Origin of the sequence: Chryseobacterium arthrosphaerae (assembly GCF_001684965.1) — a bacterium.
GTDB lineage: Bacteria > Bacteroidota > Bacteroidia > Flavobacteriales > Weeksellaceae > Chryseobacterium > Chryseobacterium arthrosphaerae.
In genome coordinates, this window is sequence record NZ_MAYG01000001.1 from 2570673 (window position 1) to 2587066 (window position 16394).

Consider the following 16394-nt stretch of genomic DNA (forward strand, 5'->3'; position numbering starts at 1 on the left):
CGTATAAATAATTGCAATATCTTATATTTTTTTAAAGTAATTCCCCCGTTCCATCCGTCATGCAACTATCAATAGCAAAACAATGGACTCAATAAAAATAATTCTTACCGGCGCTACAGGAATGGTAGGTGAAGGTGTTTTAATGGAATGCCTTGAAAATCCCAATGTTTCCGGAATACTCAGTATAAGCAGAAAACCGTCAGGAAAAAAGCATCCTAAGCTGAAGGAATATCTCATCCCTGACTTTCTGTCAATCAATATCCATGATGAAAATCTGAAAGGCTATGATGCCTGTTTCTTCTGTGCCGGGATCAGCAGTGTAGGGATGAATGAAGATGAATATACTAAAATTACTTATGATACCACTATCCGCTTTGCAGAAGCAGTACTTCATCAGAATCCGGAAATGGTTTTCAGCTATGTATCCGGAGCAGGTACAGACAGCACAGAAAGCGGAAAGCTGATGTGGGCAAGGGTAAAAGGAAGAACAGAGAATGCTCTGAAAAAAATGAACTTCAGAGGAGCTTACAATTTCAGACCCGGATTTATGAAACCTGTTGACGGCCAATTGAATGTAAAATGGTTTTTCAAACCTTTTATTTGGATTTTCCCTGTTTTTTTACCGACAAAATCATTAACTTTACACGAAGTAGGAAGAGCAATGATCAGTGTCACACAAAAGGGATATCCTACAGCAACTTTAGAAATTAGAGATATTAAAAATTTAGCGATATGAGAGACATGTTAAAAAGAATTGTTCTGGTTATTTTTGTACTCTTGGTTCTGACTGCAATTTCAGGATTTTTCTATATGCAGAAACATCCGCTGGAAGGCAGCAAGGCAGGAAAAATTTTAAACTTTTCAGGAAAATCAGTGAGATAACTGACTCTGTATTTTATTTGTTGAACTTTTATTTTATCTTGTATCAGAAACAAACCTATTTTTTAAACATTTCTTAAAATTCCATTAAAATAGTTGCGAAACATAAAGTTCATTTTTGTATGTATCTAATTGAAGTACAAAATGATCAACAACTACCTATTAAAAGGGTCTGTCATTGCCGCATTCTTTTTTCAGAGCGCACTTTCCGGACAGACGCTGATCCATTACTGGAATTTTAACAACAATACTTCCGAAGCCTCTGTCACAACTCCTTCTTCTACCCTTGTCAATGGTTCCCTTACAGCCATAGCGGGTGGCACAAGTATCATCGATTTTGCGAACGGTACCGGACAGAACTTTAATGTGGATAATCTGAATGCCAGAAACAGTGATCCTTCCGGAACTCACCTGAGATTCAACAATCCTATCGGAGGAGCCCTGCAGTTTACTATTCCGACAACGGGATACCAGAACATTGTTGTGAAGTTTTCTACCCGGAGATCCGGTCAGGGAGCAGGAACACAGACATGGTTTTACTCAACAGACGGAACTACGTTTGTTCCGTATCAGACCGTGAATCCTCAGGATGCCAATCCACAGCTGGTTACTTTAGATTTTTCAGCCGTTCCGGGAGCTTCCGATAATCCCAATTTCAAACTAAAAGTTGAATTTACCGCTACCGGAGGAGGAACAGGGGGTAACAACCGCTTTGATAATTTCACAGTAGACGCAAGCCCAGCAGGAGGTGCGGATACCACTCCGCCCACTGTTACCTATCTTCCGGCCCATAATACCAATAATGCCTCTACCGCTGTAAATCCGACAATCGCTTTTAACGAAAATGTAAGACTTACAGATAATTCAGCAATCAACGATTCTAATGCACAAAGCCTAGTAGAATTCCGTCTGGGAAATGCTACAGGTACACAGGTTCCCTTCACCACTGCTTTCAGCAACAACACCATCACCCTAATCCCTGCATCCGGCTTAGTGCCGGGACAGACCTATTATGTAGCACTTAAACCCAATATGGTTGAGGATTTCAGTGATAATGGAGTAACGTCAGTAACGTCCAGTACTTTTACCACAGCAGGTACCACCATTTCTTTAGATAAAAATTTCATTAAAGTCAATGAAAATGCAGGAAACCTGGCATTTAAAATCAATATTGCAAACCCTTCAGCTGCTACAGTCAATCTTGTTGTGAAGCCGGCTCCTTTCAGCACGGCAGATAATAATGACTTTACATTAGTGAATCAAACGATCAATATCACGCCTTCCACCAACAGTTATACCGTTACTATTCCTATTATTGACGACAGCCTGGAAGAGCAGCAGGCTGAATATTTCGTGGTAAGCCTTGAAAATCCGTCCGGAGCGACCATTTCCGGAGATAATTCAGCAACGGTTTATATTGTGGATAATGATAAACAGGCCCCTGTACCTTCCCAGCAGATCCAGCTGAATTATATAGGAAGTTTTGATCCGTCAGGCAACAATAGCAGCTCTACGGAGATTGTTGTTCATGATCCTGCAACCCAGCGTTTATTTACAATCAGCTCACTTACGGATGTTTTTGATATTATTGATTTCAGCACACCTTCCACACCATCAGTTGTAAAAACAGTCAACATGGCTGCGTATGGAGGTATTACAAGTATTGCTGTGAAAAACGGAATCATCGCTGCCGCTTCCCCGAATACCAATCCGCAACAAAACGGATCTGTCGTATTCTTTGACATCAACGGAAACTTCCTGAAGCAGGTTTCTGTAGGGGCTCTTCCGGATATGGTTACCTTCACACCTGACGGTACAAAAGTAGTTACGGCCAATGAAGGGGAACCCAATGATGCCTACACTACAGATCCTGAAGGGACCATCAGTATCATCGATATTTCAGGAGGAATTGGAAACCTTACCCAGTCTCATGTGACCACTCTTAATTTCAATAATTTTGATTCCCAGGTGGCAGCATTAACGGCTACAGGATTAAGAAAAGTAAGAACCAACAATACTCTTTCCCAGGATCTGGAGCCGGAATACGTAACCATCAGTGCAGACAGCCAGAAAGCATGGGTAACCCTGCAGGAAAACAATGCTATCGCTGAGGTTAATCTTTCCACGAAAACAATCACCGGAATCTGGGGACTGGGCAAAAAAGATATGAGCCTTCCGGGTAATGGCTTCGATGCTTCAGACAATAACGGAGAAATATTGATCGCCAACTGGCCGGTAAAGGCCTATTACGTTCCTGATGCCGTACAGAATTACAAGGTCGGGAATACCCAATATATTGTAACGGCTAATGAAGGTGATGAAAAAGACCTTTCAGGATATAGCGAAAGAACAACTGTAGGAGCTAACAGTTATATTTTAGATCCGGCAATTTTCCCTAATTCAGCACTATTAAAAGCTTCTCATAATTTAGGAAGATTCAGGGTTTCATCTGCTACCGGAAATACGGACGGAGATACAGACTTTGAAGAAATGGCGGCACTGGGAGCACGATCATTCTCAATTTTCAATGCAGATACCAGGCAGATTGTATATGACAGCGGGGACCAGTTCGAAAGATATATTGCAGCCAGCCATCCTTTGCTGTTCAATGTTGACAATGAATCCAATGCCGTTAAAAACAGAAGCCGTGCAAAAGGACCGGAACCTGAAGGAGTGGCATTAGGAACCATTAACGGACAGACTTACGCTTTCATTACCCTTGAACGGACCGGAGGAGTAATGGTCTACAATATTACAGATCCTAACAACCCTACCTTCACAGATTATAAACATTCCCGTTCTACCTCTGCGTACGGCGGAGACAACGGCCCGGAAGGAATTATTTACATCGCTCCGGAAAATACCACAACCAATAAAGGCTATGTCATCATTGCCAATGAGATCAGCGGAACATTATCAATGTATGAAGTGGCAATGCCACCAACTTTAGGAACGGTTGAAACAAAATCAGAAACAGCAACCTTCAATATATTCCCTAATCCTGTGAACAAAGGAAATACACTTTATTTCAACAGAAAGCAGGATTATGAATTGTATGATATGTCAGGAAAACTGATCGGAAAAGAGAAAAATGCTTTAACAATCAATACTGCAGCTCTTTCTGCAGGTGTTTACCTTGTGAAAACTTCAGAAGGACATTTGAAGAGAATCATTGTACAGTAAGGTTATTTTATAATTTAATTTTTTTAAGCTTCGGATATCCGAAGCTTTTTTATTATGGAAACGATTGAAAATCTGCCTTCGTAAAGTTCAATATTTAAGATGATTTAACTTTTAATTGGCAGTACTTAATTTATTTTATGTCTATATTTATCCCCAACAAAACCAAATCACAATGAAAAATATTAAAACGATAGGCGTTCTTGCCTTCTTGCTGACCGGAACAGGAGTTGCATTTGCTCAATCCAGCAAAGTAGAATCCATAAAAGGCGTAGCACAATCCGATGGCAATAAAAAAGTAGAAGTGGAGGGCGTAGGCCATAAACTTAACTATACCCTTAACGGAGGAACGGTAGAAGTTTCAGGAGGGGATAATACGGTTACCGTGAAAGGAAGTGCCAAAAAGGTTTCCGTTTCAGGAACAGGCAATAAAGTCTATATCGACAGGGTAGATAAAGTTGCCATAGAAGGTGGTGGCAATACCGTATACTACAGAACTTCTGGAACAAAATCAGGAAAACCGGATGCCTCACTTACAGGGGTGGGAAATAAGGTAGTAAAACAATAAATAAAAAAGGCTTGGATTGATCATCTGAGCCTTTATTTTTTATTTAAGATTGAAATCTCTGGTCTGTAAAACCCAATAGGTTTCAGAAACCTGTTAGGTTTATTTATCTTCTGCACCCATAGAAGTTATTACAATCATTTCCCAATAATCAATATTGTCAATCCTCCAGTCCCCTGTGATTTGCCAAAACCAAACAGCTTCTGTGCATTATCCTATAATACTACCTCCCAGTTTTCAGCTTCTGACTTCCTCCCAAAAATCCTTTTAAGTATAAATTTCCTCCATAATTCTATAACATCGTGAGCAATATTCAATTTAATTTTACCCCACGAAATGAAAAGGGTTTTCCACATACTGTTTCTCCTCCTCTATATAGTAGTTTCCTCAGGATTTACTACCAGCAGACACGTCTGTAAAGAAAATTCAAGCGAAATACATGTAGGGCTGAAAAAACTTTCTGACCTGGATTGCCCGAAATGCAAAGCCAATAAACAAAAAGACCACAACGGCTGTTGCAAACTGGAGGTCAAAAAGATCTGTAAAGAAGATAACCTTCCCCACTCTTACAAAACCTCACCGGTAAAGTTTTTATCTGCTTCCATTCCGTATTATACCTTAGGAACGGTATTTGACAATTCATCAGCATTTGCTGCTGAAAAACATGCTTTCTATTTTGACCCTTCAAAATACCATCTTAACTACCCTTCCCTTTTTATCCTTCACTGCGTTTATAGAATTTAGAATCTGTTGGATCATAACGTGATCCCTTCGGGGACTCCTATTTTTCAATTTTAATTCTAAAAATATTCTATGAATTTATCATTCAGAGCACTCATCTTATGGCTGGGCTGCCCTGCCCTGTCCTTTGCCCAACTGACAAGTCTGGAGGACGTATTGCTAAGGGCAGAAAAAAATTACCAGTCTATCAAAAAAAAGGAAATCAATATAAAAGCTTCCCAGGAAAGGCTAAAACATCAGAGAACCTATTATCTTCCGGAAGTGACCTTAATGGCTCAGCAGAACTTCGGAACGATCAATGCACAGAATGGTCCTATGTACAGCCAGGGTGGTCCCGGCATCTCTTCAACCTCAATGCCTCTTGCAGATCAGAACTGGAACTCAGCATTCGGAAGCCTGTATCTCACCAATATCAATTGGAATGTCTACACCTTTGGAAAACTTAAATCCAAAGAAAATATTGAGATAGCAGATACAGAAGTACAGAAAGCAGATCTGAACCAGGAAATTTTTCAGCATCAGGTAAAAACGGCGGCAGCTTATTTTAATCTTCTTGTAAGCCAGCGTCTGGAAAATGTTCAGTACGAAAATTACAAACGCTCAGAAGTTATCTATACTATTGCCAAAGCAAGAGCAGAAAGCGGCCTGATCCCGGAAGTGGATGCTTCGCTTGCCAAAGCGGAAATGTCCGGCGCACAAACTGCAACCATCAATGCCAATGACCATGTACTGGAATACAATAAAAAACTGGCAGATCTGCTGGCAGAAAACTTTACAGATTATCAGTTGGATCATTATTTCAGTAAAAACACACCGTCTCTGGTGATGAAAACCTCAGCTGTTGAAAACCATCCAAGCGCTCTATGGGTTGCACAGAAGATCAATAAAAGCAAACAACAGGAAACTCATTTAAATACATTAAAATTGCCGTCAGTTTCTCTCTTTGGGGCATTCCAGGGCCGGGGATCCGGTTTCGGGTGGAATTATGTTCAGGATAATACGGCTTTTTCACAATCTTACCTGAAGGGAGTTGGAGTAGACAGGATGAATTATATTGTCGGGGTCAACCTCAGCTGGAACCTTACTGATTTTTACAGAACCGGCTTTAAGGTCAGCGAACAGAAGCTGATTACAAAAGCACTGGATTTTGATTATCATCAGCTGCAGCAGGAATTATCCAGCCAGCAAAGCCTTTCAGAATCCCAATATAAAAATGCTTTGGCCAAAGTGAAAGAATCCCGGATTCAGATGCAGGCTGCCAACGATGCCTTCCGTCAGCAGAAAGCATTGTATGAAAACGGATTGACAACCATTGTTGACTTTACCCAGGCCCTGTATCTGCTGAACCGTGCCGAGATCAATTATGAAATTGCCCAGAACAATTCCTGGCAGGCTGTTTTACTGATAGCCGCATCGAAAGGTGATATTTCTATTCTGACTCAGGCAATTACCCAATAACCCAAAATTTACAACATGAATCTTATAAAGTTTGCATTACGCAGACCAATATCTGTAATGGTATTGGTATTGGGGCTGCTGTTTTTCGGAATCAGGGCCGCCAAAGATGTGAAGGTGGATATTCTTCCGGAAATGAATCTTCCGGTAGTATATGTAGCCCACTCTTTCAACGGATATACTCCTCAGCAAATGGAAGGCTATTTCACGAAAATGTATGTGAATATGCTTCTCTTTACCAACGGAATAAAAAGCATCGAATCTAAAAACACGCAGGGCCTCACCCTGATGAAAGTGAATTTCTATGAAGGAACCAACATGGGAGAAGCCATTGCCCAGATCAATGCCCTGTCTACCCGTTCACAGGTCTTTTTACCTCCCGGGGCACCACCGCCTTTTATTATCCGCTTCGACTCTTCTTCACAACCCGTGGGACAGCTCGTTTTCCGAAGCAATACAAAGACCAATAACGAACTTCAGGATATTGCCAACTTCAATGCCCGTCCTTTTCTTATTGCAATTCCCGGGCTCACAACAGCTCCGCCATTCGGAGGAAGCCCCCGTACCATAGAAATTAATGTTGACCCTCTCAAGCTAAGGGCACATCATCTGTCTCCGGAACAGGTTGTGGAAGCCATAAGCCGTAACAATATCACCTCTCCTTCAGGAAACGTATACATTGGCGAAACCAATTATCTGACTCCTACCAACAATACGGTAAAAAAGGTTGAAGAGCTTGGCGATATTCCCCTTTTCAAAGGAACGGCAGACAATGTTTACATCCGGGATGTAGCCACGGTAAAAGACGGCGCAGATGTAGCCACCGGATATGCCCTGATAGACGGGAAAAGGTCTGTTTATATCAATATTGCCAAAGCCAGCAATGCTTCCACACTGGAAGTTGTCAATAAGCTGAAGGAATCTCTGCCGAAGATCCAGAGAAATATGCCTGATGATGTAAAGATCTCTTATGAATTTGACCAGTCGGTCTATATTTCAAATGCTTTGAAAAGCTTGGTGATAGAAGGTATTCTTGGTGCTCTTCTTACCGGACTGATGGTAATGCTGTTTTTAAATGACCGCCGTGCAGCGCTGATCGTCATCATGACCATTCCGATATCCATTATTTCCGGAGTACTGTTCCTGAAGTTATTCGGACAGTCGGTCAATATCATGTCTTTATCGGGTCTTGCATTAGCCATCGGAATCCTGGTGGATGAAAGTACAGTAACGATCGAAAATATACACCAGCATTTTGCTATGGGTAAAACCAGAGCTCAGGCCATCTGGGATGCCTGCCGGGAAATTGCATTTCCTAAGCTGCTGATCATGCTGTGCATTCTGGCAGTATTCGCTCCTGCTTTTATGATGAGCGGTATTCCGGGATCATTGTTCATGCCTCTGGCAATGGCAATCGGTTTTTCAATGATCGTATCTTTTATTTTATCTCAAACCTTTGTTCCTGTAATGGCCAACTGGATGATGAAGCATGATCCGAAGACCTGTGAAAATCATAAGCCTGACCGTTTTACCCGTTTCCGGGATCGTTTTACTGCATTTTTATCTTCACTGATGAGAAAAAGAAAGCTTGTTGTAAGCATCAGCCTTGCTGCAGTTGTAGGTATTGGAGCGGGACTTTACCGGATCACAGGAAAAGATGTTCTGCCTGCTGTTAATTCACGTCAGTTTCAGGTGCGTATCAAAGCAGCGGAAGGAACCCGTATAGAGGTAACGGAAATTAAAGTCAAGAAATTTCTGGAGCACCTCAAAAATAAGGTAGGAAAAGATAATATCGCCATTTCTTCCGTATTTATCGGGCAGCATCCTTCTACGTTTGCCGTGAGCCCTATTTATCTGTACAATGCCGGGCCTCATGAAGCTTTGATGCAGGTGGCCCTGAAAGAGTTTAAAGGAAACTCCGATGAGTTTAAAGATGAGCTCCGAAAATATTACAAAGAAAAGATGCCTGAGTTGCAGATCTCTTTCGAGCCTATAGAGCTGACAGAAAAAATTCTGAGCCAGGGAACCAATACTCCCGTGGAAATCCGTATTTCCGGAATGATGAAAAAAATGAACCGGATGTATGCAGAAAAACTCCTGGTAAAACTGAAAGAAATAGAATATATGCGTGATCAGCAGATTCCCCAATCAATGAGCTACCCTGCCCTGCAGATCAATATCGACAGAACACGGGCGGCCCAGTTGGGTCTGGATGCACAGGATATTGCAAAATCACTGGTAACAGCCACCGCTTCCAGCCGGTATACGAATAAAAATTTCTGGGTAGGAGGAATGATGGGGATCGCTTATGATGTACAGGTGCAGACTCCACAGAATATTCTGAACAGTAAAGAAGAGTTGGCCGGCCTTCCATTATCGAAAAATTCAGACAGGCCTGTTTTGGGAGATGTGGCAACGATTACTCCTGCAAAAGAATTAGGGGAAAGCTACAACCTGGGAACAATGGGGTATACAACTGTAACAGCCAATATTCATAAAACAGACCTGGAACAGGCTTCCAAAGATGTAAAAAAAGCAATTGAATCACTGGGGGAATTGCCCAAAGGAATCAATATTGAAGTAGCCGGGATGGCTCCTGTCCTGGATGAAACCCTGAGCAGCCTTTCTTCGGGATTATTAATTGCCGCTGCCGTTATTTTTCTGATGCTGGCGGCCACTTTCCAGTCTTTCCGTGTTTCACTGGTTATCCTGACAACAGTTCCGTTTGTGGTTGTAGGGTCTTTAGCTTTATTGAAGTTAACCGGTTCTACTCTTAATCTCCAATCATATATGGGGCTGATCATGTCTGTGGGGGTCTCCATTGCTAATGCCGTTTTACTGATCAGTAATGCAGAAACGCTTAGAAAATCAACAGGGAACGCTCCGGAAGCAGGTATTCAAGCGGCCAGACTGCGTATCCGTCCTATCATTATGACCACATTGGCAATGGCAGCCGGAATGCTTCCTATGGCCATAGGTTTCGGAGAAGGTGGTGATCAGGTATCTCCACTGGGCCGTGCCGTGATCGGAGGACTTATTTTTTCTACATTCTCCGTACTGATCATTCTTCCTCTTGTTTTTGGATGGATGCAGAACAATGCCGGCACCGTTTCACCTTCATTAGATCCTGAAGATGAAGAAAGTATTCATTATTCTAATCCCAACTCTTAATTTTTACATCGTATGAAAAATATTATATACACCGCCCTTGCATTAAGCCTTATCATAATTCCGGCTTCCTGTAAAGAAAAACCGGAAACTCAGAAAGCAGCTCCTATGATGATGCCCGCAATGGAAACAGTAACACTGAAAAAAAGCAATCCCAAAGTAGAACTTAAACTTCCGGGTGAGCTGGTACCGGACCAGGAAACTGCTTTATTCGCCAAAGTACAGAGCTATGTGAAGAAGATCAATGTTGATATCGGTTCTTACGTCAGTGCCGGACAGGTCCTCATGGTTCTGGAAGCTCCGGAAATACAGTCCCAGGCGTCAAGTGCCAAGGCGAAATGGCAGGCCCAGGAAGCAATATATGCGGCAACAAAATCCAATTACGACAGAACATACAGAGCCAATGAAACGAAAGGAGCCATTGCCAGAGATGCCCTTGATCAGATCACAGCCCGTAAACTTTCTGATGAAGCTCAGCTGAATGCAGCAAAATCTGCCTATCGTGAAATTCAGGATATCAGTCAGTATCTGGTGATCCGTGCTCCTTTCAGTGGAGTGATCACAGAAAGAAATGTAGATCTGGGAGCTTATGTAGGGCCAATGGGTAATACACCGCTGATGGTAATACAAAATACCTCCAGACTCCGTCTCAGCTTATCCGTTCCTGAAGCCAGTGTTCCTTATCTGACCATAGGAGATACTATTGCGTTCCGGATCAGTGCTCTTCCTGAGAAAAGTTTTAAGGCCAGGATCTCCAGAAAATCCGGTTCACTGGATTTAAAACTCAGGTCTGAAAAAATAGAGGCTGATTTCATCAATCATTCCAGGGAATTAAAACCTTTTATGGTAGCTGAATCCATGATTCCTTTACAGAATACGGAAGCTACATTCTTTATACCACGGTCTGCACTGGTGGAAAGCAATATGGGAATTTATATCATCAGAAAAGAGGCCGGAAAGGCAAAATTTGTCTCTGTAAAAAAAGGGCGGATCCTGAATGATACTATTGAAGTTTTCGGTGATCTTTCTGAAGGTGACCAGATCATCAAAAAAGGAAATGAAGAAATTATGGAAGGAAGTTTAATTAAATAATATAAAAGATGACAACATTATTAATCAGAAACATGTTCATTGTAGCTTTCAGTACTATTGCTTTATCTGCATGTACTGATAAAAAGCACGAAAAAAGCAGACAGGAAACTTCTGTGACCCAGAATATAAAGCCCGTATCTTCCGGAAAATTTGCCAAAGGAGATCAGGTTCCTAATGAAACGGTCTGTATGGTCAACAACGCTTATATGGGTAAAAAGCAGATAGAAGTACCCCATAACGGAAAAATCTATTACGGCTGCTGTGAAATGTGTGTGGAACGTATTCCAAAGGATCAGAAAGTGAGAGAAGCTGTAGATCCGTATACCGGAAAAACCGTGGATAAAGCCGATGCTTACATTGTCATGATCAGTGACGGAGGGGAAGTGGCTTATTTTGAAAATGAGGAGAACTATAAAAAGTTTCTAGCTCAGAATTCATAGGTTTATTAATTATATTGTTTTATATACCAAAACCTGACAGGTTTCAGAAAGCTGTCAGGTTTATTTTTACCGCTATCCAGTAATATTTCAGATGATTAACGCAAAGGAAGTCATTCTTGAAACAAAAAAAGACAGACCTTAAAAAAAGTCTGTCTTTAAAAATATCTCAGTCGTAGTTTTTACTCTACGTTCACTACTTTTTCGATTTCCGGAGCATGCTGTTTGATTGTATTTTCAACGCCTAACTTCAGGGTTGAAAAGTTCAGTGAACATCCGGAACAGTTACCTAAAAGCTTTACAAAAACCTGATTATCTTTCACATCAATAAGCTCAATATCACCACCGTCTTTATTCAAAAACGGTCTGATGCTTTCCAGAGCTTCCATTACTCTTGTTACTGTATCTTCGTGCGTTATGTTTGTTTCCATATTTTTTCAGTTCAATTCGGTTTTTTCAAATGTAATTGAAATTAATTATTTTTTTGCTTTTGGAGAGCATCCTGCCATCGTTGAGATCTTCACCGCTTCAGTAGGAGGCAGGTTTTTATTTCTTTCCACTAAGCTTTCAACCATTTTTCTTGCTGTTTCAGTATAGATTTCTGCAATTTTAGAATCTTCCTGTAACGCTGCCGGTCTTCCAACGTCTCCTGCTTCTCTGATGCTTTGGATCAGTGGAATTTCTCCCAATACAGGAATTCCCAGATCTTCTGCCAGATATTGTGCTCCCTGGTTTCCAAAGATATAATATTTATTGTCAGGAAGTTCTTCCGGAGTAAAATACGCCATATTTTCAATCAATCCAAGAACCGGAATGTTGATGCTTTCCATCTGGAACATAGCAATCCCTTTTCTTACGTCTGCCAAAGCTACGTGCTGAGGGGTACTTACGATCACTGCACCTGTTACCGGAACTTCCTGAATGATGGATAAGTGGATGTCACCTGTACCCGGAGGAAGGTCAATCAATAAGAAATCAAGTTCGCCCCATGCAGCATCTCTGATCATCTGGTTCAGTGCTTTGGAAGCCATTGGCCCTCTCCACACCACTGCCTGGTTAGCGCCTGAGAAATATCCTATCGAAAGCATTTTTACTCCATAATTTTCAATAGGTTTCATCAGGTTTTTACCGTTCACTTCTACAGAAATCGGTTTCTGACCTTCAGTATCAAACATTGTAGGTACTGACGGTCCGTAGATATCAGCGTCTAACAATCCTACTTTAAAGCCCATTTTAGCTAACGTTACCGCCATATTTGCAGAAACGGTAGACTTCCCTACTCCTCCTTTACCGGAAGCAATAGCGATAATATTCTGAATACCCGGAATTTGTTTTCCTTTGATCTGACTTTGCTGAATTTCACTAGGTTCCGGAGAAACAATCTTAAGTTTCAGATGAATATCTTCTCCAAATTCACTGGCAAAAGCCTGCTTCATGGCAGCTTCCAGTTTTTTCTTTTCGTGCATTGCAGGTGAATGAGCGGTCATATCAATATATACGTCATTACCCATGATCTGAAGATTGTTTACTAAATCGTCTACTTCTATTTCTTTAAGGAATTCCTGAACCTTTTCTTTCGTCAACATATAAATATAAATTGTTTACAAATTTACGGATTTTTTACCTATTTAGAATAAGTAAACACAATCATAGATAAATTCTTTTGTAAACACAGGGCTTCAGGGTTTTATCCATCAGAATATTCTTATCGGAAACCGCTATAGAAAAGGTATTTTCATCCGTTTTTTTATTGAATATTTAACGGAGGAAAAGTACATGAAGGGATTTTTTTCAGCGGAATGGTATTGAAGCTGAAATTATAACGGAATGGTTATTTTATCAATAATTTTTACATTTTTGTCAGGATCTGTTTTAAAATGTTCTCTTATAAATTTCTTCGGATCTTTCCCGAGCATTTCTTTCTGAAGATCATCGATCCGTTTCTTTTTCAACAGCTTCATCCATTGGTAAGTCTTTTTTATTCTGACCACGTAGATGACAATTTCCGAATCTGTAATTTTAAATTTCAGAAAGTTTTTATTCCCGGTATTGACTTTTGCTGATGAAACTTCGGTAACATAGAATTTAAATAAATGATATCCTGAAAATATATACCACCCGAAAAGTACTGACTGCAAAATGGCAGAAATGATCCATTGGGAAATAAAGTAATCCGATCCCTGAATTTTTAAAAAATTCTTCACCGTATCAAGCCCTTTGAAAGGAAAATGATCATCACTTAGAAAGGTGAATTCGTGGACTAATATCAATATTTGAAGAGCGAAAGATGATAAGAACAAAAGTCCTCTGAAGATCAGGCTGGTCCATTTCTCTTTGGCAGAAACTTCTGCATTGGTCACTTTTGTGATTATGAATACAAACAGGCCGGGAATCAGAAGTAATATCAGCCATTTAAAAATAGAATCCGAATAAGCATAGGTATAGGTAACAATTAAGGAAACCACCAGTAACAGGAAGGTAAATTCATAATTAATGATAAAGAAAATAAGATTCCATAATGTCTTCCTGCATGATTTTTCTTTGGAAGGATAAATACCGTTCAGCTGATATTTCAGTTCTGTGGTCTTTGAATTCTGCAGGATGGGAAGCGTAATTTCATCTTTTAAAAAATCGGTGATATGCCCGAAAGCCCCTCCGCCGCCAGATGTAATATAATGTTTGATCTCCTGATCATAGCCTTCGAAGCTTTCGTCCAGTTTGTAATGTGAATAGTGATGAATATCTCCAGTAAGTACCACATCAAAAATAATTTCCGACTTCACGTTGTCCACTTCCAGGTTTTTAACCGCTACTTTCAGGGCTTTGATAATATATTCCAGGCTGTCCATCCTTTGCCTTCTCTGATATCTGTCTTTGATGTCATAATGATACCAGTAGGGTTCTGCAATAAGCATAATGATATGGTTCCTGGCATTCATTCTGGATATTTTTACCACATATTCAGTAAAAAAAGCCATCTGAGGAATATCAATATCACCGAGCAGCTGATTATCTACCCCTAAAAGATGGACATTTTTCCTTAATGAGTAAGCAAAATAGCTTCTGTTCTGAACCGTACGGTAATTCCCGATTTTACTTTTCTGGCACATCAGCCTGAAGAAAGCGCTTAAACCGTCATACCAATCATGATTTCCCGGTGTTGCAAGAAGAACAGGCCCCGGTTCTCTTCTGTCCGGAGCTACAAATCGTAAAGGCCCTTTGAACCGGTCTCTGTAACTATTTTCAGAGCCTACAGGATAGACCAGATCTCCGCCCACCACCAGGGCTGCTCCTTTCTTCAGCCTGATTTCAACTTCTGAACCGGCATCGCGGTCAAATTCATTTTTAAACGAATAGGTATACGTATCTCTTGTCAAATGGAAAAAAACCGTGGTGGTAGCATCAAAGCCATCTCCGGTATCAGCAATGAAATCAAACCAGAATTCCTTTTCTGATTCATCCGCATCATGATCCGTCAATTCATCTCCGGAATCTTTTCCCAAAGCAGTCTGCACCTCTCTTTTATCAATGATGGAAAGTATATCCGAAGAAAGCGCAACCATTTTAAAACTATTGATAAGCCCGGTAAAATCAAACCATTTCACAGGTCTTCTGGGAGTAAAGTAATAAGGATAATTTCCCCTGCTGTCTTTGAAGATCTTTACTTTTCTGGAAGCATACAGATAATCCTTAAGGTAAAAGATAATAAAAGTAACGGCCACCAACAGTAAAAGGTAAAAAAATATTGATTTCATGGCATTAAGGTGTTTGTGTCGGCTTACCCAGCGTTCTTATATTAAGGATCTTTTTCAACATATCAAACCAGAAACTGGAACCCAGGCTTATGGCAAAGGCAGTCAGCAGAAATCCCACTATTCTGAAAAACCAGCCGCACCTTTGCAGTTCTACATTTTTCCAACCCAGTATATTATGGGATTCATTAAGCAACGTGTGATATTCTTCCTTCACTTTTGTATCTAAAGCATCTTTTGAAGCACTGCTGTTTCCCTGCGGATTGTTTTTCACATATTCCGATGCAGACTGCACGAGTTCCTTTCTTAGTTTTTCATCATTATTCATCTGATCCACCATTCGCAGTGTATCGGCATTGACTGCAAAAGCAATCATAAAACCCAATACCAGCACGATATACTGTACTCTTCTGGAATACCATGTATTGGCTCGCTCCATACATTCCTCAAACCAGTGAATAACCTCCTGTTTAAACCCGGCAATATTTCCCCGGGATTTCTGGATCAGAAACTTAAGATGCAACCGGGTATTCTCTGAGAAAGGGGCCTGTTCTATTTTTTCTTCGATTTCTGCAAGTGAGTCTGAATATTTCTGATCATTGATAAACCCTAAAAGGATGGTATAAAAGTCCTCATTTTTGATATAGCTCGGCAGTTTTTTGAATTTGCCGGCAAGAAGATGATCCAGCCAGGACCAGGTGGATACGTTATCTCCAAGGAAAAGAATAAGAGGTTGATTGTAAAATTCATTGATTTTTTCCGGACTCTTATCCTTATTAAAAAGCATTTTCTCAATGGTGCTTTTCAGCAATTCTCCCCTCATGCGTAAAAATGTTGAGATGATCTCCATTAAAGTCATGGCAAAAATACTGAGCAGAAGATACACGAAGATAAGCCCGATAGCAATTTCAATTAATTGAAGGTTCATGATCGTCAGTTTTTATTAGTTTATGATCAAATGTAACGAATAAATTACTGATACCCAATAACACTTTTGTAGTATTCCGTAGCTGCAACAAAAACATATTTCCAGATTCGTAATCGGCAGAAAATCATTAGATTTGCCGGCATGAGCTTTCTGTAAGCAATTTTATATTTCTTATTGTGAAAGCTCCCCCCATCACA

Annotated in this window: 13 protein-coding genes; 9 read left to right on the top strand and 4 right to left on the bottom strand. The window is 40.6% G+C overall.

Annotated features, from left to right (window positions below; all coding sequences use genetic code 11):
- The first annotated feature begins 82 nt into the window (after positions 1 to 82).
- From BBI00_RS11545 to BBI00_RS11580, 9 genes are all read left to right on the top strand, one after another.
- Positions 83 to 736, top strand: a complete 654-nt coding sequence (locus tag BBI00_RS11545; RefSeq protein ID WP_065398907.1) for an NAD-dependent epimerase/dehydratase family protein — start codon at positions 83 to 85, stop codon at positions 734 to 736.
- On the top strand, positions 733 to 882 hold the full coding sequence (locus BBI00_RS23330; RefSeq protein WP_165602518.1) for a hypothetical protein: 150 nt from the start codon (positions 733 to 735) through the stop codon (positions 880 to 882). Before BBI00_RS11545 ends, BBI00_RS23330 begins: the two co-directional genes overlap by 4 nt.
- A 141-nt stretch (positions 883 to 1023) precedes the next feature.
- Complete coding sequence (locus BBI00_RS11550) at positions 1024 to 4062, top strand: choice-of-anchor I family protein (protein ID WP_065398908.1); 3039 nt, start codon at positions 1024 to 1026, stop codon at positions 4060 to 4062.
- 172 nt (positions 4063 to 4234) lie between these two features.
- Positions 4235 to 4627 carry a DUF3060 domain-containing protein gene (locus tag BBI00_RS11555; protein WP_083988481.1) on the top strand — a complete coding sequence of 131 codons (393 nt, stop codon included), beginning with the start codon at positions 4235 to 4237 and terminating at the stop codon, positions 4625 to 4627.
- Positions 4628 to 4960: 333 nt separating this feature from the next.
- On the top strand, positions 4961 to 5368 hold the full coding sequence (locus BBI00_RS11560) for an HYC_CC_PP family protein (RefSeq protein ID WP_065398909.1): 408 nt from the start codon (positions 4961 to 4963) through the stop codon (positions 5366 to 5368).
- A gap of 69 nt (positions 5369 to 5437) precedes the next feature.
- Positions 5438 to 6823, top strand: a complete 1386-nt coding sequence (locus BBI00_RS11565; protein WP_065398910.1) for a TolC family protein — start codon at positions 5438 to 5440, stop codon at positions 6821 to 6823.
- A 15-nt stretch (positions 6824 to 6838) separates the two neighbouring features.
- Positions 6839 to 9991, top strand: a complete 3153-nt coding sequence (locus BBI00_RS11570; RefSeq protein ID WP_065398911.1) for an efflux RND transporter permease subunit — start codon at positions 6839 to 6841, stop codon at positions 9989 to 9991.
- Between the two features lie 12 nt (positions 9992 to 10003).
- On the top strand, positions 10004 to 11080 hold the full coding sequence (locus BBI00_RS11575; protein WP_065398912.1) for an efflux RND transporter periplasmic adaptor subunit: 1077 nt from the start codon (positions 10004 to 10006) through the stop codon (positions 11078 to 11080).
- 8 nt (positions 11081 to 11088) lie between these two features.
- Positions 11089 to 11520 carry a hypothetical protein gene (locus BBI00_RS11580; RefSeq protein ID WP_065398913.1) on the top strand — a complete coding sequence of 144 codons (432 nt, stop codon included), beginning with the start codon at positions 11089 to 11091 and terminating at the stop codon, positions 11518 to 11520.
- A 179-nt stretch (positions 11521 to 11699) separates the two neighbouring features.
- Here the strand turns inward: BBI00_RS11580 and BBI00_RS11585 are convergent, their stop codons facing one another.
- The 4 genes from BBI00_RS11585 to BBI00_RS11600 form a co-directional block, all read right to left on the bottom strand.
- The gene (locus BBI00_RS11585; RefSeq protein ID WP_045500144.1) at positions 11700 to 11948 is read right to left on the bottom strand and encodes a NifU family protein; all 249 of its coding nucleotides are present in this window, start codon (positions 11946 to 11948) and stop codon (positions 11700 to 11702) included.
- Positions 11949 to 11993: 45 nt separating this feature from the next.
- On the bottom strand, positions 11994 to 13103 hold the full coding sequence (locus BBI00_RS11590; RefSeq protein WP_065398914.1) for an Mrp/NBP35 family ATP-binding protein: 1110 nt from the start codon (positions 13101 to 13103) through the stop codon (positions 11994 to 11996).
- 231 nt (positions 13104 to 13334) lie between these two features.
- Entirely contained in the window at positions 13335 to 15272 is a 1938-nt protein-coding gene (locus tag BBI00_RS11595) for a metallophosphoesterase (protein ID WP_123902266.1), read from the bottom strand.
- A 4-nt stretch (positions 15273 to 15276) separates the two neighbouring features.
- Complete coding sequence (locus BBI00_RS11600; protein WP_065398916.1) at positions 15277 to 16197, bottom strand: hypothetical protein; 921 nt, start codon at positions 16195 to 16197, stop codon at positions 15277 to 15279.
- Between the last annotated feature and the right edge of the window lie 197 nt (positions 16198 to 16394).

What these genes read in the sequence shown, in the direction of transcription:
- BBI00_RS11545 (WP_065398907.1), top strand. Translation starts at nt 83, where the DNA reads ATGGACTCAATAAAAATAATTCTTACCGGCGCTACAGGAATGGTAGGT.
- BBI00_RS23330 (WP_165602518.1), top strand. Translation starts at nt 733, where the DNA reads ATGAGAGACATGTTAAAAAGAATTGTTCTGGTTATTTTTGTACTCTTG.
- BBI00_RS11550 (WP_065398908.1), top strand. Translation starts at nt 1,024, where the DNA reads ATGATCAACAACTACCTATTAAAAGGGTCTGTCATTGCCGCATTCTTT.
- BBI00_RS11555 (WP_083988481.1), top strand. Translation starts at nt 4,235, where the DNA reads ATGAAAAATATTAAAACGATAGGCGTTCTTGCCTTCTTGCTGACCGGA.
- BBI00_RS11560 (WP_065398909.1), top strand. Translation starts at nt 4,961, where the DNA reads ATGAAAAGGGTTTTCCACATACTGTTTCTCCTCCTCTATATAGTAGTT.
- BBI00_RS11565 (WP_065398910.1), top strand. Translation starts at nt 5,438, where the DNA reads ATGAATTTATCATTCAGAGCACTCATCTTATGGCTGGGCTGCCCTGCC.
- BBI00_RS11570 (WP_065398911.1), top strand. Translation starts at nt 6,839, where the DNA reads ATGAATCTTATAAAGTTTGCATTACGCAGACCAATATCTGTAATGGTA.
- BBI00_RS11575 (WP_065398912.1), top strand. Translation starts at nt 10,004, where the DNA reads ATGAAAAATATTATATACACCGCCCTTGCATTAAGCCTTATCATAATT.
- BBI00_RS11580 (WP_065398913.1), top strand. Translation starts at nt 11,089, where the DNA reads ATGACAACATTATTAATCAGAAACATGTTCATTGTAGCTTTCAGTACT.
- BBI00_RS11585 (WP_045500144.1), bottom strand. Translation starts at nt 11,948, where the DNA reads ATGGAAACAAACATAACGCACGAAGATACAGTAACAAGAGTAATGGAA.
- BBI00_RS11590 (WP_065398914.1), bottom strand. Translation starts at nt 13,103, where the DNA reads ATGTTGACGAAAGAAAAGGTTCAGGAATTCCTTAAAGAAATAGAAGTA.
- BBI00_RS11595 (WP_123902266.1), bottom strand. Translation starts at nt 15,272, where the DNA reads ATGAAATCAATATTTTTTTACCTTTTACTGTTGGTGGCCGTTACTTTT.
- BBI00_RS11600 (WP_065398916.1), bottom strand. Translation starts at nt 16,197, where the DNA reads ATGAACCTTCAATTAATTGAAATTGCTATCGGGCTTATCTTCGTGTAT.